A 25,241-nucleotide genomic window follows, 5' to 3' on the forward strand; every position below is an offset into this window, starting at 1 on the left:
ATTTCGGTATAAAGTCTTTAGGTCTGTGTTTGGCGCACAACTGCAAAACTCGCGATTTTCCAAGGCTCTATCTTAAATCCTCGTCCTTCGGGCCACTTTTCAGACAAATTGGCAGGCCGTTCTAACAAATCTACTGCCTCTACAATTTCTAATCCCAAATCACTCTTGAATTCTAACACAGTCTCTTTCCCCTCGGCTTCGCAACACCGCAAAATCCACACATCAGAATCGTCTTCCGATTGTTTGAAAGCCATCAACACTAAATTTTCGGCGGACAAATCCAAGAACTTGCCAACTGCCGGCAGAGTCTTGCGGTCATTTTTCTCTAACTTGGGTAACACCTTTACTAGCAGAGGCAAATTCAACTCGTAGCCGCGCCGAACTGTGCCGGCCTCTTGCCAATTTCCAGCATGGGGATAGACGGCACAAGTAAATTCCGCAACTCCTACATCTGCTTGTTCATCCGGCCAAGTCGAACCCCGAAGCAAAGTCAGCCGAATTCGATTCGGTTGAAGGTCGCAACCGTATTTGCAATCGTTGAGCAAACTCACTCCAAAACCGTCATTGCTGATATCAGTCCAGCGCAAAATCGGCACTTCCCATTTGGCTTTTTCGGCGGGTGTTTGCGGCTTGGTTGTGCGTGCGATCGCACCGCCGGGAATTTCGCAAGTTGCAAAATCTGCTTCTACATTTAACCCAAAGGCTGCTTTTACTAAAACGTGAGTTTCTTGCCAATCTGCCACTGTCTTGATTTTCAGCAGAGGCGAACCTATTTCTACTATATAATCTTGGCAAAACTCCGATTTGCCAATTTGTCGGACTACGCGCAAACTCTGCCGTATTTCTCCCTGCTCTACCCAGGAAATATCTTTCAGTATCGGCGCTGGTAGTTGATGTTTTTCATAATTTGGATCGATATTCCAAGCATCCCAATATTGACCGCTGTCTTGAAATCCTTGCAGTTGATTGCCGCCTGCTGCATTCAAGACTTCTCTGTTATTTACTTTATCCCAAATGCTGGATAAATCCCCGGTTTGTCCGTCTACTGTTGCCCGAATAAATTCATTTTCTAAAACCATTTGTGCGGCTGCAAAATGCGTTTCTTGACCAGGTGTGTTTTTTTGTGCTATACCGTATGTAAGTTTTGAGAACTGTGTCTTTTTTTCGGTTTCTGGACTTGCGGACGCATTATCTACAGTTTGAGCGTCTTCGCGACACAACCAAAACACCCGGTAGCCAACGGCGGGGAGATTATTTGCCCAGAATAACAGTGTAGATTGCGATTGGAGTCGATCGCTCCTGACAATCTGCGACACCAGTGGCTGTCCTGAAAAATCGTAAATTTGCCAAGCTGAATCAGTCACATCGGGAAGCGGTACGGCGACAACCTCAGAGCGCGACCAATTGAGAGTATTGAAAATCAAAATCGGTTGAGCGTCGGGCTGCGGAGGATTCGGCAGAGAAATTTGAGCCGAGATTGCATCCAAAGATTTTAGCAGGATTTCGCGACAACTGCGATCGACCCCGACCCATCCTAGATTAGCATCCGCGTAAACTTGGGCGATCGCAGAACCGGGCAAAATATCGTGAAACTGGTTAAACAAAATTTGTTTCCAAGCTGATTCTAATTCTGATTTCGGATAAACCGCACCAGTACAAATCGTTGCCAGCGAAGACAGCAACTCCGCTTGGTAGAGCAATTCTTCGCAGCGGCGGTTTTGGCGTTTTTGGTCGGCGCGAGTCGTGTAGCAACCCCGGTGGAATTCTAAGTAAAGTTCGTCTTTCCAAATGGGGAGAGTGCGGGGAATAGTTTTGAGTTGTGAGATGGGAGGATTTGCATCCGAAATTACCGACAAATTGGACAATTCTCGCGACCGCAAATTCTCCTGATTGTCCGATTGTGGAACATCGTTTTCGGGCAAACTTTCTGCAACTTCTGGCAAAAACTGACTCTCAATCAAAGACAAATAATCAACCGATTTCGCAAACTCCAACCTCGGGAAAAAAGGCGACATTTTCCAGCGTTTCGCCACCTCCAACATATCACGAGTCGGGCCACCGCCGTGGTCGCCAACCCCAGGCAACCAAAGAGCATCTTGCAAACCAGTCTTAACTTGCCAGTCAAAAGAATAACTTGCCATTTTCACAGATTCTATACTTTCGCCAATTGGAGGAGACATCATACTAAAAATTTTAGTACCGTCCAACCCTTCCCACCAAAACGCACCGTGGGGAAATTCCGTTGTATCGTTCCAACGCAACTTTTGCGTCACAAAATAATCAACTCCACCTTGCCGCAAAATCTGAGGTAATTGCCACCCAAAACCGAAAGTATCCGGTAGCCAAGCCACCCGCATCAATTCCCCAAATTTTTCTTTTGCATAACGCTGGCCGTAAAAAACTTGCCTCACCATTGATTCAGCGGAAATCAAGTTTAAATCCGGTTCTACCCACATCCCGCCGACAACTTCCCAACAACCCGCCGCCACCTGTTTTTTAATCGCTGCAAATAAGTCCGGCCGATGTTCTTCCATCCAAGCATAAAGCGCGGGAGTTGAATGGCAGAAAATCAAATCGGGAAACTCCGATTGCAATTTCAATACCGACTCAAAAGTTCGCTTTGCCGCTTCCCAAGTTTCCGGGACAGGCCACAGCCAAGCTAAGTCTAAATGAGCGTGACCGACCAAATAAATTTTACCTGTATATATAGATGTCCGAGCGCCGCTTTCTCCTATATATATAGATGTAGCTTCGCTGTTTTCTCCAACATCAAAAACCTCATTCCTTCTTCCTTCCTCTGTGACCTCTGCGGCCTCTGCCTTTCCATCATCTAAATCCCCAGAAAAAGCCCGCAGATATCCCAGTAAATTGTGCCGCAAAACAGACAGCGATCGATCGAACTTTTCGCGATCGCACACCGCCGACCAATCAATCAAACCAAGCGCCAAATCAATCTCAGATTTCAGCGTTTCCCCCTTGACAAACATGGGGCGATTTGCTATTTTTTCAGTAGAGAGGTATTGGGAATTTAAATTTTCTAAATTTCGAGTTAGCGAATTCTGCAAAATCTCTAATTCGGCAGCAACAAAACCCGGATCGAAACAACAAGAGTCAGCAGCTTCGTACAAACAAATCGATCGCACTAAAGCACCGCTATCGTGACCCGGACTTACCAACCGCAAAATTACTAAAAATTCATCTCCGGGATTGGCCGACGAACTCAACAAAACTCGATCGGCAAAATCAAATAAATCTCCCTGTCCGACTAACTCGCCGTTGACAAAAATTTGAGCATCTTCTGCCCACCAAGTCAAGCCCAGCAGCAACCGCAAACCAACCACAGGATAGCCGTGCAAATTGTCAGGAATTACAAATTGCTGGCCCAAATACAAAACTTGTTTCCCCGACGGCCACGCAATATGTCCTTTGCCGTTAAGTTCGGCAACAGGGCTGTTACAAATATTTACCGAAGAGACAGCCGAGTCAGAATCGCAGTACCTCCAGCCAGACTGAACCTCCACTTGGCTGAGGCGGCGCAACTTCTCGACAGTGGCAGAAATATTGTTGCTAGCAGGTGACACAGAAGCGCTCATATTTCGCTAAAATAGGAATTGTGTATTAATCAAAGATCGGATTGAACCGCGAAGACGCAAAGGACGCGAAGAAATAAAGGTTTCAGAGGGTTTGAAGCTGCGATTAAGATCTCGCTTTGATTTTACAGCAATATTCAGCAATTCCGGCGCGAATCAAAAATCTGAATTCAATAATAAAACTTATGTCCAACGGTTACTACGGCCCCTACCAAAGCCGACTATTAAATTTTATATCGAAACAGTCCCGCCAAGTTGCCGACAATTACGATCGAACTTGGCGTCAAATTAAAGAAGCAACTCTCACCGCCACCCAAATTCTGCTTTATCCAGCTTATTTGCTGGTGCAAAGTTCCCGAATGCTGGGCCGACAGTTGCGCGAATCAAGCCAAAAAGTAGATTTACCGGAACTGCAAGAATTTAGCGGCGACGAAAACCCCGATTTGCAACAAAATTGGTATCAGGGGGAAACTTCCGAGGAAAGTTCGATCGCCGAAATTTTGCACCTAGCCGAAAATTTGCTAAACTCATCGCAAACTGCGAAAACTTTAGCCAGCTTCCCGCTGTTAATTAATCAGGGAAATGCTGCTAACGATTTACCTCCGGCTATCAATTTGAGCGGACAAATCGCCAAGCATCAAACCACTTCCGTCTTAGAACACCCGCTTGCTAAAACTGAATTAAAACCGCAACCGAAAGTTGAGGGAATTGCCAGTTTTATCCCAGCCCGCACTTTAGTATTGGTCGGAAAAGAAAATCAGATATTAGATATTTTGACACCCGAACAGCAGGAAATGCTCGAAGGTCGCATAACTTGGGAAATTGCCAACATCGGGCCCGAACGGCGGGAAATTACCCAAAAAGAATTAAAATTTAATCTCGGTTTGGAGTCAGCGGCTAAAAAAGCGCAGTTGCCGCCGATGCGTCGTTTTTGGGAATTGATGGCATGGCTTCAGACCAGCCCGGTTGCTCTCAAAAGAAATCAGTTTGGAGAATCAATCCTCGCAGTTAAAAAATCGATCGACCGCAATTCAATCCTAGTCCAAAAAGCCCGCGCCCAGATTGAAGCAAAAACCGCACAGCAGTCAATTGCGGCATCGAATTCGATCGACTACAATACCCCAAAACTAGAAACTAATTTTAACAGCAAGTTCGATCGACCCCCTAGTCCTCTCTCCTTTGTTACATTACTCGATCGCGCCGCCGTCAACCTCGAAGAATTAACCCTACCGCCAGCGGCAAAAACAATCGTCGCACCCACAGAAGCCCCCGGAGTAAAAATTGATACATCCGGCACAGACGCCAATTTAGATTTGTCCGCCCGCGAAATCCTCGAAAAATACGCTCGAAACATCGAGGGAATTATTTGGTCGTCAGTAGACCACCTCCTCGGCAAAGAAACAGCAGCAAGTGATAATACGGAAAAAGCAGTTGCTATTCAGTATTCTTTGAAACAGCGACAAGAACAAGAAAACACGCAAAAAAGCCCAGAGGTCGATCGACCGTGGCTGAACTGGCAAGACTTATTCGGGGAAGCAGCACCGCAGCATTTAATCGAGGGCAGTTCCGAACCCGAGGCAGCAGCTCAAATCCCTTTATCACAAAGTAGCCCAAAAGTCAATCATAAAGTTGCAGAATTAGGAGAAATGCCAGAAGGTCGATCGACCGCAGTCTCAATCTCCCCTTACCCCGAAGCACTTCACCGCCTGCTAGGGCAGCTAAAACAGAGCTTGCTGGCAAAAAGCCCAAAAAGTCAACCCCAAACAGCATCTGATTTATCTGATTTAGCAGTTACTCAAAAAAATAGCTCTGCACTCGCAGCAGAATCAACCCCAGGGCGCGCGCCGGAAACCCAAGTGCCAAAAAACACAAACCCGAACACCCGACAAAACAGCCAATCCCCAGCAGCAATCACCGCGCAAACCAGCAGATACACCGCCGCAACCCCCGCTGCTGCCGAACCAAAAAATCAGAGCGCAGGCGTCCCACCCGAGGGCGACTACTTAGAAACAAAAGCAGAATCGATGGGATACATTAAGCACCCGCTAGAACAAGTGCTCGAATGGCTCGATCGAGTCATGCTGCGACTAGAAAACATCGCGGAGCAACTCTGGAATTGGGCAAAAATCAACTTGCCAAAAATCCTCAAAAGCAAAGAGAAAATTGACTAATCTTTAGCTTATGATAAAAAAGTTGCCGCAACAGCAGCAAATCAGCTCAGTATTATGCCATCTTTGGAGACTCCCACAGTGCTAACCCTCAAAATCGTAGTTAATGTAGTTGTTTTATTTTTTGTTTCCCTGTTCATCTTTGGATTTTTGTCCAATGACCCAGCCCGGAACCCCAACCGCAGAGACATGGAATAAACAAGTTATCTCTGCCGCTTGCTGGGGGGCACGCCACCGCAGCCCCCCAGCAAGCCCGCAAACCCGCAAAAATTAGTCTAAAAAAACTTGACCTCGCACCAGCAGCGAGGTTATCTTGTGGCGGAAGCAAGTTCGGAAAGCAGCCCTATTCCGGCGCGCCAAAGCCACGGGGAATTTTAGATATCAGATTAATCTCTAAACAGTTGCCTTTTAGATGCAAAAATTTTCAATAAATTGCATCCTATAAAATCTAAAATCTAAAATCTAAAATCTAAAATCGGATGACTTACCTGTTGTAACTATGCCCTATCCGGTACCGCCGCCAGAACCCTCTGCCATCATCTACATCGCAAAGCCAAAAAAAGTTGCCCTCACTGTGGCGGCCGGCGATGGAGACACCCGCAGCAACCCCGCAGAAATACCGGAACCAAGCCCAGATATCGTTCAGCCAGAACCCACACCGGCCCCAGCAGCACCCGCAGCCACACTCCTCGGCACCACCCCAGCCACCGATCGGCCTCCAGAAATGCCCGACCCCCTAGCGGAAGTGGAAAGCGGCGAGGCAGTGGTGGGATTTCAGCGTCGGCCTCCTGTGGGAGAACCCAAAACTGCGGAAACTCCGAAAGATTCCTCGTTTACGTCTTACCAATTGGGTTCAGTAGAAAATGCCATTGCCATTCGCAATCGGAAACGAACCGCAGAGGCACAGAAACAACAGGAGAGGAATCTTGTCGGAAAGCAGGAAAGTTGGTATCAGGCCCAAGGCCGGCAGTTAGAAGATAACTCTCCCGAACCTGCTGAAATTCCCGTTCCAGAACCCGCGCCAGAACCAGCACCCAGCGGGCAACAGCAGTTCGACATTCCCACACCGGGAACGACGCCCGCACCCAGAACACCCGCTGCGCCGACACCGAAGCCTAAACCAGCGGCGCCGGGAGTCCGCACTGCGCCTTCTCAGCGGACGGTGCCGTTTCCGGTGAGTCCGGCCGATACTATTGAAATTAAGGCCGACCGCCAAGAATTCGACGACAAGCAGCAAATTGTCACGGCAGTTGGTAATGTCGTTGTGCGGTTCCGGCAAACTGTGATTGATGCCGATCGGGCGATCGTCAACTTAGTCACCCGCCAAGTGGTAGCATCCGGCAATGTCGCCTATACCCGCGGCCAACAAGTAGTACGCGGCCAGCAGATGGAGTTCAATCTCGGCCTCAACAGCGGCGCAGTCGAACAAGCCAGCGGCGAAATATTCCTGCCCGCAGCAGGTAGCGAATTGACTCCCACACTGCCGACAGATATCAGTGCTGGGACGATTCTGGAACAGCCGCTGAGCGATCGAATTACCAGCCAGCAGCCCGTGCGCGGAGTCAAATCCCCCGGCGCTGCTACAGTGACTATCGGCGGCGGCGGACAGTTAGCAGCCCCCCAAGTGGTCGGCGCCGTCAACCGCGTCCGCTTTGAAGCAGAACGCATCGAACTGCTGCCAGACGGCGCGAGGGTAGCAACCAACATTCGGATTACTAACGACCCGTTTTCGCCTCCGGAATTTGAATACAGGGCCCGGAGGGCGACGATTAGAAGGATTTCGCCCACGGCTGAGGAATTGGTCACAACTCAACCCCGCTTGGTGTTCGACAACCGGGTGAAAATACCCGTGTATCCCCGCAGGCAAGTGTTTGACAGCAGGCAACAAAACGGCCCGTGTTTGACCTTTGGCTACGACGGAGGCGACCGCGGCGGTTTGTATGCCGAGTGCGGTTTTGAGGTGTTGCAAAACGGGCCGGTGCGGCTGACCCTGACGCCCCAAATTTACCTGCAGCGGCTCGTGGCAGAGAACGGCGGTAATCCGTTTTCTCCCGACAGCTACGGGCTGAAAGCGAGGTTACGCGCTAGTCTCGGCCCCCGCACCAGGCTCGACGGCTCGGCAATATTTCTGAGTTTTGAAAATTTCCCGAATTTGCCGGAAAACAGCTTTCGGGGCAATTTGCGCCTGCAGCAGTCGATCGGCACTCACTCTCTGGCAGCAGAATATAGTTATCGCGATCGGCTGTTTAACGGTTCTCTGGGCTATCAAACCGTGCAGAGCAGCCTCGGGGCAGTCCTCACTTCCCCAGTCATCCAACTCGGAGGCACTGGCATCAATCTCAGCTACCAAGCCGGGTATCAATTTATCAATGCTGACACCGATCGAGCAGACTTGCTCGAACCAGTGCGCGAAAACAACCGCGTCGATCTGGGGCGTTCCCAAGTTAGCTTCGCCTTGAGCCGCGGCTTCAACTTGTGGGAGGGCGAACCGCTGCCCCGCACTCCCACCCAGGGTTTGAGGTATACCCGGACGCCAGTGGTTCCTTTCTTGCAACTGGCCTTGGGACTCCGGGGAGTTGGTACTTATTACAGCAGTGGCGATCGACAAAATTCCCTCGCTGGCAGCGTCGGCATTCAAGGGCAGTTCGGTCATTTCTCCCGCCCTTTCCTCGATTACACTGGGTTTAACGTGACTTATACCCAGGTGGGGCGCGACGGTATCTCGCCGTTTTTATTCGATCGCTTAGTAGATTTGAGAGTCCTGTCTTTTGGACTTGTCCAGCAAGTTTACGGAGGGTTTCGAGTCGGATTTCAAAGTGCTATTAATTTAGAAAGCGGGGAAGCAATCAGTACGAATTACACTGTAGAATACAGCCGTCGCAGCTACGCAATTATTTTGCGTTTTAATCCTGAGCGTCAAGTCGGCAGCCTGACTTTTAGAATTAGCGACTTCAACTGGAATGGGACTCCCCAACCTTTTTCCGGGGACGCGCGAACTGTAGAAGGAGGCGTGCGTTTATCCGATTAATTCAATTGGGTAATCGGTAATGGGTAATGGGTAATAAGTAATTCGTAATTTTTCCTTCTATCTGTTACATCCATTAAATTCCGTACACTTCTTCCTTCTTCCTTCTTCCTTCTTCCCTCTTCCTTCAAAATCCCAATTCCCAAGTTCCCATGACAGAAGTGACAGCAATATCTGCACAAGCAGCGGCTCTGCTGGTTCACTACGGTTTTGACCTAGGTGGCAAAAAAGCCGAGAAATTGGCGGGTGAATGGCTGACCAAGTATCCCGGCTATTGGCTGCGTTTAGCAGTGGTTGAAGCGCTTTATCAAGGGCGCTACAAAGCTGTTTCTGTGGGACAGCTATTGAGTATGTGGCATCGAATAGGTCAACCTCTCTATCATTTCAATCGCGAGTTTGAACGCTTGGTCTGCAATAATTTTCCTCAAAGTTTAACCGGGGAAAGTGCTGCTCAACTGCCACAGGAAGATATACTTTTATCGAACCAGGAATCGGAATTTAGTGCCGCAGAGTTAGATTTTCGCGGGCCGTCAGAGGCGCAACTTGATGTGGCGCTTCATGCAGAAATCCCGAACACAGATGCCGAGGAAACAGGAAAATTGCCCGCAGCCGACGATCGCACAAAAGAAAATACAGAATTTGTAGTATATGAAGATGTGGCTGTTACCGCCCTCGCCGATCGAGCCGAAGCTGAACACAAATTAGCGGACAAACCTGTGGCAAAATCATTCCCAGTTGTCAAACACACTGATTTTCATACCAAGTTAAAAGCGATTGCCAGAGAAGGCCGAAGAAAGAAGGGAGAAAGCAGAAATAGAGTGTAAACTTTGGGAACTAGATAGTTATTTGTCACTTTTCATTTTGGGGACTTCCTCCCATCCGAATTTCCGAACAAAAAGAGGCTTGTTCGGTACCGTTAGCTTGCTTAACAACGCTAGTCCGCAGCCGCAAATTGGGCATGAGATACCACAGCCTTTCTTCGGCATGGAGAGTGTCTGATTCTGTAATCAATGTCAGCACGTCGTCGCCCATCACGTAGCGGCTGTTACCCTTGTCTTGCAACACTTTGCCTTCGCTGGGATTGTCGGGATTTGGTACGATCGCTAGTATGGTAGAACCGATTTGTTTAGCTTTGTCGCGATCGGGAATACCGTCCCAAGTAATCCGAACGCTGGTTAGCCCAGTTGAGGCCGGGTTAATGGAGTGTTTTTGGCAAAGTTTGACGACTGCTGCATCGCTAGCTGTCAGTATTTCTATTTTGAGGTCGGATTTACCTGCCTGCAATTTCCCAGAATTGAGATCGTGTACGGTGCGCTGGGAAAACCATTTGCCTGCACTTAACTCGAAAAACTCGATAACATCCATGAAATTTGTCTCTAAAGTCAATACTGCCTTATTTGCGATCGCCACTTGCGCGCTATGGAGTCAGAAACCCGGTTTCTTCCTACCTACCTAGCGGTCAAACCAATGATTTTGTTTAGAAACCCGGTTTAACAGTGCAAGTTCTATTCTATATTTTAGAGGAAGGGGGCGCGCCTGCAAAGCTTTCTGAGAGCTTTGGCGAAGCAGATTGCAGATATGGTTGAGGTACGAAACCAAACCAGGGCGACATCTGCCTCGCTGATGCGGCCCCATTGACAGAAAATTAGAGCATCCAGAATCGTGTTTCGTTAAAAAAAGCCTTGTTCCCACATCAAATAGGATTGCGATACCTGAAAATTTTTAGCTTGAGTGTGTTTATCGATCGACAATCATCGCCCAAAGACCGGCTATGTAAAGAAAGACAACGATATATGTCAGCTTTTGTCGATCGATCGGTTAATTGGGCGTTGCTGAGTTGAATTATATTGGCAGCGATTGATTATAATCGCACTCCTTGAAAATTCTCAAAGCAGACTCAGACTCAAAAAGCAGCAATTCATCGAACCATAACCAAACCAAGGACAGCAGACCCTAGCACATAGCATTCAAATATGTCATGCTAAGTCAAGAGAAAAGATTCTCGATCGGGTTTTCGGCAGGGTGCAGCTAGCGATCGCATACATTTAAAAAAGACATCCACAAATTCATGAGCGAGTTTACACAAGGGCTGGATAAAATGCAGCCTGCAGAACAGAGACACTATTTAGGAATCTTGCCAAGTCAGCTAGCAGCGACTTCAGACTCCGAGAAATTATACAGCTTACTAACAGATTACAATTTTATTGAAGCCAAGCTGTCAGCATCCGGAGTACAGGCGCTAATAGAAGATTACGATTTAGCAACAAGTCCCGATATAATTACCTCAGACAAAAAAGGCGACCAACTCCAATTAATCCAAGAAGCAATTCGTCTGTCTGCCCACATTCTAGCCAAAGACAAAACCCAACTAGCCACCCAACTAATTGCCCGCTTGATGCGCTTTGAAAGTCCAGAAATTCAAGCACTGCTAGCACAAGCAAAACACCAAAAAAGCCCCTGGCTGCAGCCGCTAACCCCCAGCTTTACTCCTCCCGGCGGGAGATTGCTGCGCACCCTCACCGGACATACAGATTGGGTACAAGCTGTAGCAATCACCCCCGACGGCAAGCGGGCAATTTCTGCCTCCTCCGACCACACTCTCAAAATTTGGCACTTAGAAACAGGAGAAGAACTTTCAACCCTCGAAGGTCATCTTACCTACGTCAATGCTGTAGCTGTCACGCCCGACGGCACTAAAGTAATTTCCGGTTCTTGGGACAATACTATTAAAATTTGGGATTTAGAAACTGGACAAGAAATATTTACCTTTGCAGGCGATACTTTTGCGGTAGAAGCAGTAGCAGTAACTCCCGACGGCAAGCGAATAATTTCTGGTTCTTGGGACGGCAGCATAAAAGTTTGGGATTTGACAACCAGGGAAGTAATTTTTAACTTCAAAGGTCACAGCAGTTTTGTCCAGTCCGTAGCAGTAACTCCTGATAGCAAACGGTTGATTTCTGGGTCGGGAGACAACAGCATAAAAGTCTGGAACCTAGAAACGGGAAAAGAACTTTTTACTCTCACCGGTCATGCAGATTGGGTAAAAAGTGTAGCAGTTACTCCCGACGGCGAACAAATAATTTCCGGCAGTTATGACGGAACTGTTCAAGTCTGGAGTTTGTCAGAAAGAAAACAACTTTTCACTTTAGGAAAACACGCCAGTTTCGTTCAAGCTGTGGCAGTCACTCCCGACGGGAAACGAGTAATTTCAGCTTCCGGCGACAAAACGCTCAAAGTTTGGAATCTGGAAACAAAAGAAGAACTTTTCACTTTTACCAATCACATAGCCCCAGTGAATGCTGTGGCTGTTACCCCCGACGGCCAGCGGATAGTTTCTGGTTCCTCTGACAAAACTCTCAAAGTTTGGCACTTAGAAATAGGCAAAGAAAATTTATCATTTGCAGGTCACAATGACTGGGTAAATGCTGTAGCAGTGACGGCGGACGGTACTAAAGCGATTTCCGGTTCAGGAGACAACAGCATTAAAGTCTGGGACCTCAAAGACGGACAGGAAATTTTTACTATTCCCGGTCATAAAGATTGGGTAAAAGCGATCGCCATAACAGCGGATAGCAAGCGAGTAATTTCGGGTTCCGGGGACAAAACTGTGAAAGTTTGGAATCTAGAAACCGGACACGAAATCTTTACTTTCACGGGTCATACGGACTGGGTAAATTCTGTGGCAGTGACGCCAGACGGAACGATGGCGATTTCCGGTTCTGGAGACACAACTATTAAAGTTTGGAGTTTAGACACAGGAGAGGAACTTTTTACTTTATCAGGTCATGAGGACGGGATAAAAGCTGTGGCAGTTACTCCCGACAGCAAGCGGATTATTTCGGCTTCCGGGGACAAAACTCTGAAAGTTTGGAGTTTGGGGAAAGAAAAGAATATTTTGGCAAATGTCTGGAATTTAGCCGTCAAACATCTACTTTTCACCCTCAAAGGTCATGAGAGTTTTGTGAATGCTGTGGCAGTTACAACCGATGGCAAATGGGCGATTTCGGGCGGGCGAGAAAACAATCTTAAAGTTTGGGATTTGTCAAGTAGAAAAGAAATTTTTACTTTGGTAGGTCATGACGATTCGATAACATCTGTAGCGACTGTGGGAAATAGGGTGATTTCAGTTTCGGATGACAATACTCTCAAGGTTTGGGATTTGTTGAGTCGAAAAGTAGTTGCTAGTTTCAGGGGAGATAGTGCGTTGAAAGCTTGTGCTATTGCACCGGATGGAGTGACAATTGTGGCGGCGGAAGCTTCAGGACAGGTGCATTTTTTGAGGTTAGAAGAGGGGGAAAAATAACCTACGTGTAGGGAGGGACACGGCAATGCCGTGTCCTTACAAATACAATGTGAAATTAACCGGGTTTGATATTAATTATGAGGGTGCACAGTCCGCACCTTACGGCTTAATGTAGCCCGATCGCTCTTTTCCCCCGTCTAGTTTACAATTGTTGCGGGTCAATTCCCATCGATCGCAGTCTTTCTGCCAGTACAGCAGCCCGCTGTTCGGCTTGTTCTGCCCGCAGCCGTTCTTGTTCTGCCCGCTGTTCGGCTTGTTCTGCAAGATGTTCGGCTTGTTCCAAGCTGCGAGAAACCTCCTCATAACTTGTAAACGGTTCGCCGTCAGGGCGATAAATTTGCAACTCTTCACCCGACAAATCAAAGCGAATTCCGAGTCGGGGGCTGACCCAATTTTCGATCGCATCAATTACGTCCAAACGCCCCTGTGAACGCATCCAACCGCTGAAATCGTTGCGTTCCGGGTCGTACAGGTAATATTCCTCTACCCCGTGGCGATCGTAAAATACCTGTTTTTTATTCATTTCTGTTAGCCTGTTACCGGGAGAAAGAATTTCAAACACTACTTGCGGCGCGATATTTTCTTCTTCCTACTGCTTGTAAAAATCCCTATCTCCTTGCGGTCTGCCGAAGACTACCATCACATCCGGGCCGACGCGAATCTTGTTATCTCCTTCGACGGGATACCACAGCAAATCGCCCGCGACAAATACATTCGGGTCATCGGCAAAAAGCCACGCTAAATTTTGTTGGATGATGAGTATCCAGCGAAATTGTTTGGTATTGTCTGACATTGGTTGGCCGTCGCTGTCGGGGTAAATTACATCAGGTTTTTGAGGAGACTTGAGTTGAGTTACCATAACTGTTGTCCGGGGTTAGGGACTGTTGAATTTAATTTTAGCTTGTGGGAAATGTCAGAAGTACGATCGAGCTTGTGGGAAAGGTGAGAAGTGCGATCGCCCTTTTAAATAAATCGTTCACTTTGTCGGATTCCAAACAAACTTTCCAATTTTGTCAATATAGCCTTGCAAATCGCCAATCTCCACTGCCGCCAGCCCTTCTGAGAATTTCCAAGCCACATCAAACTGTGGCTCTATTACCATCTTTCCCGTCTTGTCTATATAGCCCCACTTGTTCCCAATCCTTACCGATGCCAGTCCTTCAGAGAAATTTTTAGTCTCATCAAACTGTGGCGAGATTATCATCTTTCCTGTTTTGTCGATATAGCCCCACTTGTCACCAATCTCAACTGCTGCTAGCGATTCCGAAAATTTAAAAGCATCTTTAAACTGTTGAGGAATAATAAATTTTCCTGTTTTATCAATATAGCCCCACTTGTCACCAATCTCAACTGCGGCTAACCCTTCAGAGAAGTCCATAGCAGCATCAAAGTTTTCAACAATTATTTTACCCATTTTGTCTATAAAGACCACTCTGTCATCAACTTGTACTTGAGCCAGTCCTTCAGAGAAATCGTAAGCATCATTAAATTCGATTGCGATCGCTATTTTCCCCACCTTGTCTATATACCCGTATTTCGAGCCAATCTCTACCCTTGCCAGCCCTTCAGAAAAATCTTCAGCATCATCAAATTGAGGCTTTATTAATATTTTCCCTGTTTTGTCGATATAGCCCCATTTGGAACCATTTGTTAACATTACCTTGGCCAACCCTTCCGAAAAGTCCCAAACTTCATCAAACTGTGGGGGGATAACAATCTTCCCTGTCTTGTCGATAAAACCCCACTTAGAATCGATTACGACTACTGCCAGACCGTCGGTAAAGCGCCAAGTATAATCATATTGGGGTTCTATAACGATTTTGCCTGTACAGTCAATAAAGCCGTATTTTTTATTTTGAACAATCGGAAAAAGCGCGATCGACTCTTGCTTATCTTCCGGCGATGAAGATGAAATTGACGATTGAACAGACTGTCGGGGGGGATGCAAAGCTGCTGTTGACTCCTGCTGCGAAAAAGTTTAACCCGAAATAAGCAGACATAAAAAGCTAGAAATAGCTCTTTTCATTTTTCAAAATCCATTTCTCAATAGAATAGCCTATACCTCTTGCTCTCTTCTCTCTTCTTCCGCGCCCTCTGCGGTTCATGGAAAAAAAATCTCACTCAGCAGCGAAAATAGGGCAGACACCGCCCGCCCTACAAAACTACTTCCTCAGCAACTTCACCCCGCGAATCGAATAATCCAAAAGCTCAATTGGGTGCATTAAAGTAACTTCCTTTCCCTGCAACTCCAAATGCTTCTTAATTTGCAAAGAACAACCCGGATTAGAAGAAGCAATCAACTCCGCCCCAGTATTCAGCAAATTCTCCACCTTTTGCACTCCCAATTCATCAGCAACCTCCGGCTGAAGCATATTGTAAACCCCCGCACTCCCACAGCACAAAGCCGCATCCACAGGCTCTTTTAACTTCACCCCCGGAATTTGTTGCAACAACTGACGCGGCTGCAAACTAATCTTTTGCCCGTGCAACAAATGACAAGCATCCTGATACACAATTGTCAAATCTCCCTCAATCAAAGGATTGAGTTTTGCCGTAATTCCCGCACTTGCCAAAAACTCTTGCACGTCCTTCACATTAGCAGCAAATTTCTCAGCTTTCTCCCTATATTGCGGGTCATCTGCTAAAATGTGACCGTATTCTTTCAAAGTGTGGCCGCACCCAGCAGCGTTGATAATCACAAAATCAACGCCAGTATTTTCAAAGCTATCAATCATTTGTCTCGCTAAGGCTTTCGCCTGTTCCGCTTGGCCTTGGTGTTCCGGCAAAGCAGCACAGCATCCCTGACTTTTCGGAATTACAACCTCGCAACCGTTAGCCGTCAAAACTCGCACCGTAGCTTCATTAACTGGCGAAAATAACAGCCGCTGCACGCAGCCTAAAATCACGCCGACTCGATAGCGTTTTTCGCCTTGTGCCGGAATTACCTCTGGCAAATTATCCCGGAAAGAATCAGCAGTAACTTTCGGCAAAATTGATTCCATCGCGGCCAAGCGGGGAAATACTTTTTTCAGCAAACCTGTTTTGCGGACAAGTTTTGGCAGTCCTAATTTTTGATAAATAAACAGCGGTACAAGCAAAGGCCGCAATCTGTGAGGATAAGGGAAGAGATTAAAAATCAGAGTGCGAATTACATTATCGGAAAAAGTGCGTTCCTGATTTCTAGTAACTTGGTGGCGAGTTGCGGAAATTAACTTGTCGTATTGAACTCCAGACGGACAAGCTGTAACGCAGGCTAAACAGCCCAAACAAGTATCGAAATGCTGCGAAGTTGCTTCATTTAATGGTGCGTCGCCTTCGTTGATTGCATCCATTAAATAAATGCGGCCTCTGGGGGAATCCATTTCTTTGCCGAGTACGCGATAACTCGGACAAGTTGATAAGCAAAATCCGCAGTGCACGCAAGTATCGATTAATTTCGGGTCTGGCGGATTGTGGGGGTCGAAACCCGGGATTTCGAGGGTTTGTAAGTGGGGATTTTGTGCTAGAAAATTGCTTTCTTTGGCCGGTTTTAAATCGTCGCTGGGAACTGGAGATTTTTCTGAAGTTTGCATATATATCTTACCTAATTGTTTTGGTTCGTAACAAGGATTTTAGTCAGTTGAATGGAATTTACGCAGAACCTTTATATGTTGGTTTGCAGCGCGAAAATTACCGCTATAAGTAGCGTGTCAAACTACTTTTTACAGAACTCCTGAACGAGTCAAGTCCTGATTACAAACTTTAAACTAAATACCGCTTATAAAACGATGGGGACTCAAAATATTTTCCGGGTCAAACTGCTGTTTAATCCGGCGCATTAAATCGATCGCACTTCCAGTATAGCCCCAAACATCTAACTGTTGCTTGATGTCGGCCGGCGCTGCTAAAACAGTCAGAAAACCGCCTTTCGCTTCGCACCCTCTGCGTACCTGCAACAGCGTTTCAGCCGTCGTATTCTCAAACCGCAAAACCCCCAAACCGCTGCCTGCATGAATCCAAGCGTCCTGTACCGGCAATTCGTTAATTGCCGTTACAGCTTCCGACGGCCTGATTCCTATTTTGCAAATAATTGCCGACTTTGTGGCAGAATTCCACATTGTTTCTGGCAATCTTTGCCATAACTGATGCTCATCATTTTCGCAGCAGCTACTGCCTTGCAAACCCAGCTTTTCGCCAACTTCCAGCAAGCGGGCTGATTGTTGTTTAACACTTTCTGCGATACTTTGAAATCTGAGGATTAATCCCGTGCCCTTTCCTAAGCCTAATTTTGCGACTAATTCAGGTGACAGCAAATCAACGGCACTTGGTGTCAAAGCAGAGGATAATAAGATTTGAGCGGTTTGGGACAAAGCATTAGTTTGCCCTGTCAGCACTACGGTTCCCGAGGATTCAGGCAGCGGATAAACTCGGAAAGTTACTTGACTGATGACGCCCAAGGTGCCGTAAGCACCAGTAAACAGTTTCATCAAGTCGTAACCGGCGACATTTTTAACAACTCGACCTCCGGCTACGGCAATTTTACCGTCCGATCGCACAAAGGTAATTCCCAACAGCAAATCGCGAACCCCGCGATAGCGATGCCGCAAGGAACCCGCATCAGCAGTAGCGACAATGCCGCCCAAAGTTGCCTGTTGCGGATACGCCGGATCGATCGGCAAAAATTGACCTGCTGCGGCTAAAATTTGCTGCAAATCGGCAAACTTCATCCCCGCTTCCGCAGTCACGGTTAAATCGCCCACAGCGTGTTCTACAAGCCGATTGAGGCGCGAAGTGCTGACAGCAATATTAACTCCCTTAACTAAACCGCCCCAATCAAGTTTGCTGCCACTGCCACAAGGCAAGACTGCACAGCGATTTTGCCCAGCCCAAGCAATGACAGCCGCCAGTTCTTCCTGAGTATTCGGGTAAACGGTACAATCTATTTTCGTGCCCGGGGCAACTGCTTTTTCTATCCGTTCTTGCCAAAATACCTCTGTGTACTGCGGCAGACTGATTCCAGCATTGCCGACAATACTTTCTAATTCTTGTGTGCTAACGTAATTTTCGGTAGAAAAAGATTTCATGAAGGTTATCAGACGCCCGGTAAAAAAAATCATCAAAACACTGCCTAAAACTATTAAATATTAATACGGGCCCGATATTCAAAACATGAAAAAACAAATGTCTCAAAACCGACTTTCTCTGGGAATTACCGGTCTCAACGAAGTGATTGGCGGCGGCCTGATTCCTCAACGCTCTTATCTGGTGCGCGGCGGCCCGGGTACTGGCAAGACTACACTTGGCTTTCACTTTTTGGCAGCAGGTGTGGCTCTGGGAGAAACGCCCCTGTTTATTACTTTAGGAGAACCGGAAGCGCAATTGCGCGCCAATGCCGCAACTCTCGGTTTTGATATTGAAGCGATGGCGTTCCTCGATTTGAGCCCATCCTCAGAATTCTTTACAGAAGTTCAGACTTATGACATTTTCTCCCCCTCCGAGGTGGAGCGAGAACCGACTACACAAAAGATTATCGAGCGAGTCGAAGCTGTCAAGCCACAACGGGTGTTTTTGGACGCGATCACTCAATTTCGCTACTTAGCTGCGGATGAGTTTCAGTTTCGCAAGCAAGTTCTGTCTTTTCTGCGGTTTTTGGTGGAAGGGGGGGCGACGGTGGTGTTCACCTCCGAAGGCACTTCAAGTGCTCCAGATGACGATTTGCAATTCATCAGCGACGGAGTAATTTACTTGGAACTGCGCCCTGAAGGACGCACCCTGTCTGTCACCAAGCTGCGAGGCTCCAATTTCCGCAGCGGCCACCATTCGCTGCGCCTGACTCAGGCTGGTATGGAGGTATTTCCGCGACTGCTTCCGGACAACTTTCAACAGGATTTTGTTGCGGAAGCGATTTCTGCTGGGGTTCCAGAAATCGACGAACTACTGCACGGGGGACTGGAACGGGGGACTGTGACGGTGATTAGCGGGCCTAGCGGCGTGGGTAAAACGACGGTGGGGATTCAGTTTATGAAAGAAGCCGCAGGAAGGGGGGAGCGATCGGTAGTTTACATTTTTGAGGAGTCAACTTCTACTCTGCTGCAGCGCTGCGAATCAGTTAACATCCCAGTTGGGGCGATGATCGGGCAAGGAAGTCTTTCGGTGATACCTGTGGAACCTTTGCTGTACTCGCCGGATCAGTTTGCCTGTATGGTACGGCAGGAAGTGGAGCAGGAAAAGACGCAGATTGTGATGATTGACAGTATTTCTGGCTATCAGCTTTCGATGCAGGGGCAAGATTTGGTGAACAATTTGCACGCTTTGTGCAAGTATCTCAAGAATATGGGAGTCACCGTTATCTTGATTAATGAGGTAGAAGCCCTTAGCGGAGATTTTCGGCTGACCGAAATCGGGATTAGCTATTTGGCGGATAATCTTCTGTTTATACGTTATCTGGAACGCCAACTGCATAATAGGACAGAAATCCGCAAGGCGATCGGAGTAATTAAAAAACGAGTCAGCAATTTCGAGAGAACTTTGCGAGAACTCGAGATTACTCGCTACGGCATCAAAGTCAGCAAACCGATACGGGGGCTGCGCGGCATTTTGAGTTCGGCGCCGGTGTGGATTGAAGATGAACCGGATGAAGATTGAATCGGGGCTTGTCGTGCTGTTTTTGGGCAATTGGAGCTAATTTTGCAGTCGTGAATCAAATTAGTAGGGTGCGCACCGCGCACCTCACCACTAGCCTCTGTCCTGGAAAACTTAAATATATTGGTAAATTTGTGTATTTTTCGACTTTTATCGTAGTGTAGTTTTCAATTCTATGAAATACAGTCGGGGCAAAGGGCACGCGGTCGTGTCCTGTACCCCTACTGTATTTCACTCAACTGAGAACCGATGTAATCTCTCGCCGAAAAGTAAGCTAATACCAGATAAAAAAAACTCCAACTTTATGCACGATCCAAACCCATATACAATCAGTCATTCCCTATTCTTCAATTCTTTAATCTAAAATCTAAAATAGTAGAAGCCGTATTGAAAGGAAGCTGATAGATGACTGAAAACTCAATAATTTTAGCGGTTGACCGCAATCACCGAAACTTGGAACTATTAGCACAATTTCTCAACAAAGAAGGATACCAGATGATCGCAGCTTATAGTTTTGAAGAGGTTGTACAAGCTATCAGTCAGCCTGCTAGGATCGGAATGGCTTTAGTAGATATTTCTGGTTTCGACCGCCGGATTTGGGACTGCTGCGAACACCTGCGAAATCACCAAATCCCTTTTCTGATACTCTCGCCCAAACAAAGCGCTGCCATTCAGCACGAAAGCCTCTGCCACGGTGCTCGGAATATGTTAGTAAAACCTTTGATAGTTAGAGATTTGCTGGGAATTGTTCACAGCTTGCTAGGAGAACTTGCGTGAGTCAAATTTTGTTACTTGTCGAACAGAAAGAAAATCGCCGCCTGTTATTAGAATGGCTAGCAGTTTACTATGAGGTATTGCTGCCACACTCAACAGAAAATAGTGAGGAGTTTTTACCATTTAATCAATCTTTTGACCTGGCGATAATTGACGGTATTTCGCTGAAACGCCACTGGCAATGGGTTGCCGCCCAAAAACAGGCAGAACACCCGGTATGCTTGCCTTTCCTTTTGATTACATCCCGAGCGGATGTAGGGATGGCAACGCAATTTATTTGGCAAAGTATTGACGATTTGATTATCGCTCCGATAGAGAAAATAGAATTGCAAGCGCGGGTGGAGATTTTGCTGCGATCGCGCCAGTTGTCTTTAACTCTCAAATTGTCTCACGACCAGCTCGATCGCACTCTGCAAACAGCCCAAGAGCTCAATGAGATGAAAACATCTTTGCTGTACATGATTGCCCATGATGTTCGCAATCCTTTGAATTTCATCATCGGCACTACACAACTTCTTACCAAGTACAAGTTGACATTAACAGAGGAGAAAACACAAGAACTGTTAGACAAAACTCAAGCAGCCGCCAAAGGTATCGATCAGTTATTAGACGATGTTCTGCTGCTCGGCCGTGTTGAGTCAGGACAAGCCGGGTTTTGCTTGGTACCGCTAGACTTAGCAAAGTTTTGTAATGAGTTGGTAGTGGAATTTCAGAACAGCCTGAAGTTGAAACCTCAAACCGATCCGGTGACGCTGATTTTTGTTAATCACAGTCAATCGGCGATCGCGTGTTTGGAGGTAAGCTTGCTCCGGCGCATTCTGGGCAATTTGCTGTCAAATGCTATTAAGTATTCTCCCCCAAATACCGAAGTAATTTTTGAATTCAAACTTACTGAAACTGAGGCTATTTTTTCGATCCAGGATTCAGGAATTGGCATACCTGTTGCAGACCAAGAACGGCTGTTTGATTCGTTTTATCGGGCTAAAAATGTCGGTCGCATTCCCGGTACTGGGCTGGGGCTGAGCATTGTTAAAAAATGCGTAGACTTGCACGGTGGCGAAATTACTTTGATCAGTGAAGAAGGCGTCGGCAGTACATTTACAGTAACGCTGCCGATCGCAAAAGTTGAACAAGATCAACTCTCGCCTGCAACGCCTTAAACTAGATGCAGGCATTTTATTGGGATTGCAAGACGGGATTTTTCGCAGAGATGATGAATGGCTGGTTGCTCATTTTTATTACAACATCGATGGGACGCTTTTGAGGGTTTTTTCGCGGGCAATTGCAGCGGAAATTTATCATGCTCGATCGCACCGCTGGCGAAAAATTCACACTGTTTTAAACTGCATCGCGCTGCTGCTATTTCTCTGTCAAAGAGTAACGGGTTATCGCTATTTGTTGGACATTTGTTTAAGCTGGCAAAAATAACTCATTTATCAATGCGATTTCAAAAATAAAACTTGTCGGAAACAGCGCCACAGTAAAATCCTTTATTTTATGTTCGTTATTACTTTTTTATACTGACTAATTCAAAGTTCTAAAGGAGCAATAGCGTTAAACAAATTTTCTAGGATAAATCGCAGCAAAGATTGAGTTGCTAATATTAAACCCAATCGAGCTTGGGCGAGTTTGGGCTGTTCTATTTTAACTTCTCCCCAAATTCGGCACTGGCTGTAAAAAATCTGAAATGCTTCGCTCAAACTATTGGCTAATTTGAAATAATTGACAGGTTGTTCGCGGTTTTTTACCTCAAAATTAGGATATAAATTGTCTAGCACTGTTAAGAGTTGGGATATTAAACGGCGTTCTGCTGGATGCACTAACCGCAGTCGATCGCCCTCGTCAATCCAAGGGATAGGATTTGGACTCGCCAGCGACCAAATTTGCGGCGCTGTAGGGACATCTGGCTGCGCGATCGAAATTATCCGATCGCGGTGGGCCATTCGCAGCAGGGAACAGCAGCGCGCGTGGCTGTACTGAATCGGAAACAGCCGATCGGCTGACACAACAGGAGATAATATTCGAGATTCTGGAACTGGGAGGTTTGTTTGAGCTAAACGCTGCAACCAGACGGCTAAACCTGCATCAGTCAACTCCAGCTCAATAATTCCCGCCGGCGCTACTTTAACGGCGAAATCTGGGTAGCACAGCGGTTGGAGAGTTTCGGCCAACTGTGCCGCGATTGTCTGCGGTGTCTGCTGCCAAGTTTTAGCCAATTTCAGGGCGATCGCAGACACGTACAGCACCCGCGCGCTATCTTTACTCCGATTTAACGGAAATATTGCACCATTCTCAATAAGCTTTTTATGGGCGGGCAGGATGCCTGTGAAGCGAGAAAATTCATCTCTTGTGGAACGGGCATCTTGCCCGTTCTTGAGAATGGTGCCACCTATGAGATTTAACGGAATTTCCCCTAGTGTCCCCTGCTGGCCGATCGCGCTTTGGAACCTTGAAAGCAAGAAACACTTCACTGTAACTTCCGGGCACTGCGAGAGATTTGCTGTATCCATATCGGCTCATCCTGCGGTAATAGCAACGATCGACTGTTACCACTTGCACTGTTCTTGTACGTTAAACTGCTGATGTCACAGATGGGCGATCGGCTGCTCCGGGCGGGGCTGCATCGAATTCATCTGCTTTCTAGCGATTTTTGGGCTAAATATACAATAATTTACGACAAATTTTTTGCTGAATTCTACCATTTTGATGTATTTTTTGCTACATTGAATCTTTCGGTAAAACTAAGAAAAGTCTGCACAGTTAATAAGCGTGCAAGCTCGATCGGGGATGGGTGGTCTCACTTTGTATCGCACTGCTGGCAGAAGCTGTTTTTCTCACTGATTAAATATATCCCAGAGCCTCACCTATGCAATCAACTTCCACACCTCTAGAGACTATCGATCGACCTTTTATCACTTGGCAGCGAATTATCGACTGGGCCCAGGAACACTACCGCTGCCGGACTTTTAGCAAAGATGAGCGGATTCCCGCAAGACCCGGACTGCTGTATTTAGTCCAGAAAGGTTCTGTGCGACTCGTAGGTAGCGCTCAAGTTAGCGCTGCGACGGGGAAGTCGAAATCCGTTGACAAAACTACAGAAGAAGCTTTTTTGGGCTTCGTCGGCGCCGGTCAGCCCTTTGAACTCGTTGCTCAGTCTCCGTTTACTCTCCAAGCTTACGCCCACGCCGATCAAACTCACGTAGTGTGGATGTACTGGCACGACTTAGATAATTGGCCTCACTTCCGCAGGGAAATTTTGGATGCGTTTCGCTACCAACACCAGCGGAAACTTCTCTGGCTGAGCACTTTGGGACAGCGCCGGACGATCGACCGACTGCTGGGATTTCTCACTTTGTTGATCGAAGAGTTCGGCGAACCTTACGTAGGTGACGGCGAACCGGACGTGGTTCGGGGCTACCGGCTGCCTTGGGCCTTGACTCACGCTCAAATTGGCAGCGCGATCGGCTCGACGCGGGTGACGGTGACGCGGCTGATGGGTAAGTTGCGATCGAAAGGTTTGATTAATACTGAGGATGATAATTTAATCTGTTTGCCGGCTAAGTCTAACCCCCAAAAGACAAAAAACCAAAAGCAGGAGTTAGAAGATTCCCTGGAAGATTCTCTGGAAGATTCCCTGGAAGATGAAGATTCTCTGGAAGATTCCCTGGAAGATGAAGATTCTCTCGAAGAATCTGCATAAAATCCTCCGGACGATTGCCAAAACACTGCGCGCAGCTATTAGTTTTTGGCTGTCGGGGTGTCTGTCGCTCGACAGTGTACGAGAAATTGTGTAAACTTTTCCAGTTCTCTCTCTTGTGCGACTGACAATGACCAAAAATTTCTTGATGGTACCCGCCACGTAATTTATCCGTGGAATCAATCCAAAATCTCAAATCTAAAATCATCAAGCCCCCGAATTTATCCGTGGGGTCAATCCAAAATCCAAAATCTCAAATCTAAAATCGAATGACCGATGACAAGCAAAAATCTTCAATCCCGAACAATCAGCAACGGGTGGTATTCTGCGACTTTGACGGCACGATAACTGTTGAAGAAACTTTTGTGGCAATGCTCAAGCATTTCGCACCGGAACTGTCGTCTCAACTGATGCCTGAAATATACGCTAGAAGGCTGAGTTTGCGATCGGGAGTGCGACAGTTACTAGAGTCTATTCCCTCGGAATGTTACGGGGAAATTGTGGAATTTTCTAGGGGAAGGCTGATGCGGCCGGGATTGTTGGAATTGCTGGATTTTTTGGACGAGAAAAAGGTAGATTTTGCGATCGTGTCCGGTGGTCTTCGCGTCATGGTAGAGACGGTAATGGGCGATTTGGTACACCGGGCGAGCGTTATTTACGCTGTGGATGTGGACGCTAGCGGCCCTCGCTTGCAAGTCAATTCTGAGTTTGAAGGAGATACGGAATTGGTGTCTAAGGTGCGGGTGATGGGCCAGCACCCGGCCGAGGAACAAGTGGCGATCGGAGATTCGCTGACGGATTTTAATATGGCTTTGCAGGCTTCGTCGGTGTTTGCGCGCGATCGGCTTGCCGAGTATCTAGACGAACAGCAAAAGCCTTATACTAAATGGGATAATTTTTTTGACGTGTTGGAAAGTTTGTCCCAGAAATGGAATTGAAACTCAACTAGGAATTGCGCCAAAAAAATCGCACTATGCGGTATGTGTATTTAGTAAGTTGCTTGTGGCGCACCCTACGTTTAGAGCTATATGTATTGGTAAGCTTTGCACGTATCACCCTACTT

General features: G+C 47.0%; 18 protein-coding genes and 1 pseudogene. 11 read left to right on the forward strand and 8 right to left on the reverse strand.

Annotation, left to right across the window (positions count from 1 at the left end; genetic code table 11):
* Window positions 1–17 precede the first annotated feature (17 nt).
* Window positions 18–3,593, reverse strand: a complete 3,576-nt coding sequence (locus tag QUA54_RS22750) for an alpha-mannosidase (protein ID WP_333416404.1) — start codon at window positions 3,591–3,593, stop codon at window positions 18–20.
* Between the two features lie 182 nt (window positions 3,594–3,775).
* On the opposite strand from QUA54_RS22750, the gene QUA54_RS22755 reads away from it, so the two are divergent.
* From QUA54_RS22755 to QUA54_RS22765, 3 genes are all read left to right on the forward strand, one after another.
* Window positions 3,776–5,761, forward strand: coding sequence for a hypothetical protein (locus QUA54_RS22755; protein WP_333416405.1), 1,986 nt, complete (start codon window positions 3,776–3,778; stop codon window positions 5,759–5,761).
* A gap of 78 nt (window positions 5,762–5,839) precedes the next feature.
* Window positions 5,840–5,956, forward strand: a complete 117-nt coding sequence (locus QUA54_RS22760) for a photosystem II reaction center protein I (RefSeq protein ID WP_039887172.1) — start codon at window positions 5,840–5,842, stop codon at window positions 5,954–5,956.
* 301 nt (window positions 5,957–6,257) lie between these two features.
* On the forward strand, window positions 6,258–8,786 hold the full coding sequence (locus QUA54_RS22765; RefSeq protein ID WP_333416406.1) for a DUF3769 domain-containing protein: 2,529 nt from the start codon (window positions 6,258–6,260) through the stop codon (window positions 8,784–8,786).
* Here the strand turns inward: QUA54_RS22765 and QUA54_RS22770 are convergent.
* Window positions 8,783–8,914 carry a hypothetical protein gene (locus QUA54_RS22770; protein ID WP_333416407.1) on the reverse strand — a complete coding sequence of 44 codons (132 nt, stop codon included), beginning with the start codon at window positions 8,912–8,914 and terminating at the stop codon, window positions 8,783–8,785. The two genes, QUA54_RS22765 and QUA54_RS22770, sit on opposite strands and share 4 nt — an antisense overlap.
* Window positions 8,915–8,935: 21 nt before the next feature.
* Here QUA54_RS22770 and QUA54_RS22775 point away from each other — a divergent pair, with 21 nt between their 5' ends.
* Window positions 8,936–9,607, forward strand: a complete 672-nt coding sequence (locus QUA54_RS22775; RefSeq protein ID WP_333416408.1) for a hypothetical protein — start codon at window positions 8,936–8,938, stop codon at window positions 9,605–9,607.
* 25 nt (window positions 9,608–9,632) lie between these two features.
* Here the strand turns inward: QUA54_RS22775 and QUA54_RS22780 are convergent, their stop codons facing one another.
* Window positions 9,633–10,148: a phycobiliprotein lyase gene (locus QUA54_RS22780; protein ID WP_333416409.1), complete on the reverse strand. Its 516-nt coding sequence runs from the start codon at window positions 10,146–10,148 to the stop codon at window positions 9,633–9,635.
* A gap of 691 nt (window positions 10,149–10,839) precedes the next feature.
* Here QUA54_RS22780 and QUA54_RS22785 point away from each other — a divergent pair.
* Entirely contained in the window at window positions 10,840–13,086 is a 2,247-nt protein-coding gene (locus tag QUA54_RS22785) for a hypothetical protein (RefSeq protein WP_333416428.1), read from the forward strand.
* A 142-nt stretch (window positions 13,087–13,228) separates the two neighbouring features.
* Here QUA54_RS22785 and QUA54_RS22790 read toward each other — a convergent pair.
* The 4 genes and pseudogenes from QUA54_RS22790 to QUA54_RS22805 form a co-directional block, all read right to left on the reverse strand.
* Window positions 13,229–13,945: pseudogene (locus QUA54_RS22790) on the reverse strand (Uma2 family endonuclease).
* 117 nt (window positions 13,946–14,062) lie between these two features.
* Window positions 14,063–15,034, reverse strand: a complete 972-nt coding sequence (locus QUA54_RS22795) for a WG repeat-containing protein (protein WP_333416410.1) — start codon at window positions 15,032–15,034, stop codon at window positions 14,063–14,065.
* Between the two features lie 214 nt (window positions 15,035–15,248).
* Window positions 15,249–16,658, reverse strand: coding sequence for a (Fe-S)-binding protein (locus QUA54_RS22800; protein WP_333416411.1), 1,410 nt, complete (start codon window positions 16,656–16,658; stop codon window positions 15,249–15,251).
* 174 nt (window positions 16,659–16,832) lie between these two features.
* Entirely contained in the window at window positions 16,833–18,149 is a 1,317-nt protein-coding gene (locus tag QUA54_RS22805) for an FAD-binding oxidoreductase (RefSeq protein WP_333416412.1), read from the reverse strand.
* 97 nt (window positions 18,150–18,246) lie between these two features.
* Between QUA54_RS22805 and QUA54_RS22810 the strand changes: the two genes are divergently transcribed.
* From QUA54_RS22810 to QUA54_RS22825, 4 genes are all read left to right on the forward strand, one after another.
* Complete coding sequence (locus tag QUA54_RS22810) at window positions 18,247–19,710, forward strand: ATPase domain-containing protein (RefSeq protein WP_333416413.1); 1,464 nt, start codon at window positions 18,247–18,249, stop codon at window positions 19,708–19,710.
* 402 nt (window positions 19,711–20,112) lie between these two features.
* Window positions 20,113–20,484: a response regulator gene (locus QUA54_RS22815; RefSeq protein ID WP_333196667.1), complete on the forward strand. Its 372-nt coding sequence runs from the start codon at window positions 20,113–20,115 to the stop codon at window positions 20,482–20,484.
* Complete coding sequence (locus tag QUA54_RS22820) at window positions 20,481–21,641, forward strand: ATP-binding protein (RefSeq protein ID WP_333416414.1); 1,161 nt, start codon at window positions 20,481–20,483, stop codon at window positions 21,639–21,641. The genes QUA54_RS22815 and QUA54_RS22820 overlap by 4 nt, the downstream gene beginning before the upstream one ends.
* Entirely contained in the window at window positions 21,607–21,909 is a 303-nt protein-coding gene (locus tag QUA54_RS22825) for a DUF4079 domain-containing protein (RefSeq protein WP_333416415.1), read from the forward strand. The genes QUA54_RS22820 and QUA54_RS22825 overlap by 35 nt, the downstream gene beginning before the upstream one ends.
* A 101-nt stretch (window positions 21,910–22,010) precedes the next feature.
* Here QUA54_RS22825 and QUA54_RS22830 read toward each other — a convergent pair whose 3' ends face one another.
* Complete coding sequence (locus QUA54_RS22830; protein WP_333416416.1) at window positions 22,011–22,991, reverse strand: DALR anticodon-binding domain-containing protein; 981 nt, start codon at window positions 22,989–22,991, stop codon at window positions 22,011–22,013.
* Between the two features lie 356 nt (window positions 22,992–23,347).
* On the opposite strand from QUA54_RS22830, the gene QUA54_RS22835 reads away from it, so the two are divergent.
* Entirely contained in the window at window positions 23,348–24,181 is an 834-nt protein-coding gene (locus QUA54_RS22835; protein WP_445301574.1) for a Crp/Fnr family transcriptional regulator, read from the forward strand.
* A gap of 266 nt (window positions 24,182–24,447) precedes the next feature.
* A complete protein-coding gene (locus tag QUA54_RS22840) occupies window positions 24,448–25,116 on the forward strand; it encodes an HAD-IB family phosphatase (RefSeq protein ID WP_333416417.1) in 669 nt (222 codons plus the stop codon).
* Window positions 25,117–25,241 lie beyond the last annotated feature (125 nt).

Source organism: Microcoleus sp. MOSTC5, from assembly GCF_036701825.1.
GTDB lineage: Bacteria > Cyanobacteriota > Cyanobacteriia > Cyanobacteriales > Microcoleaceae > Microcoleus > Microcoleus asticus.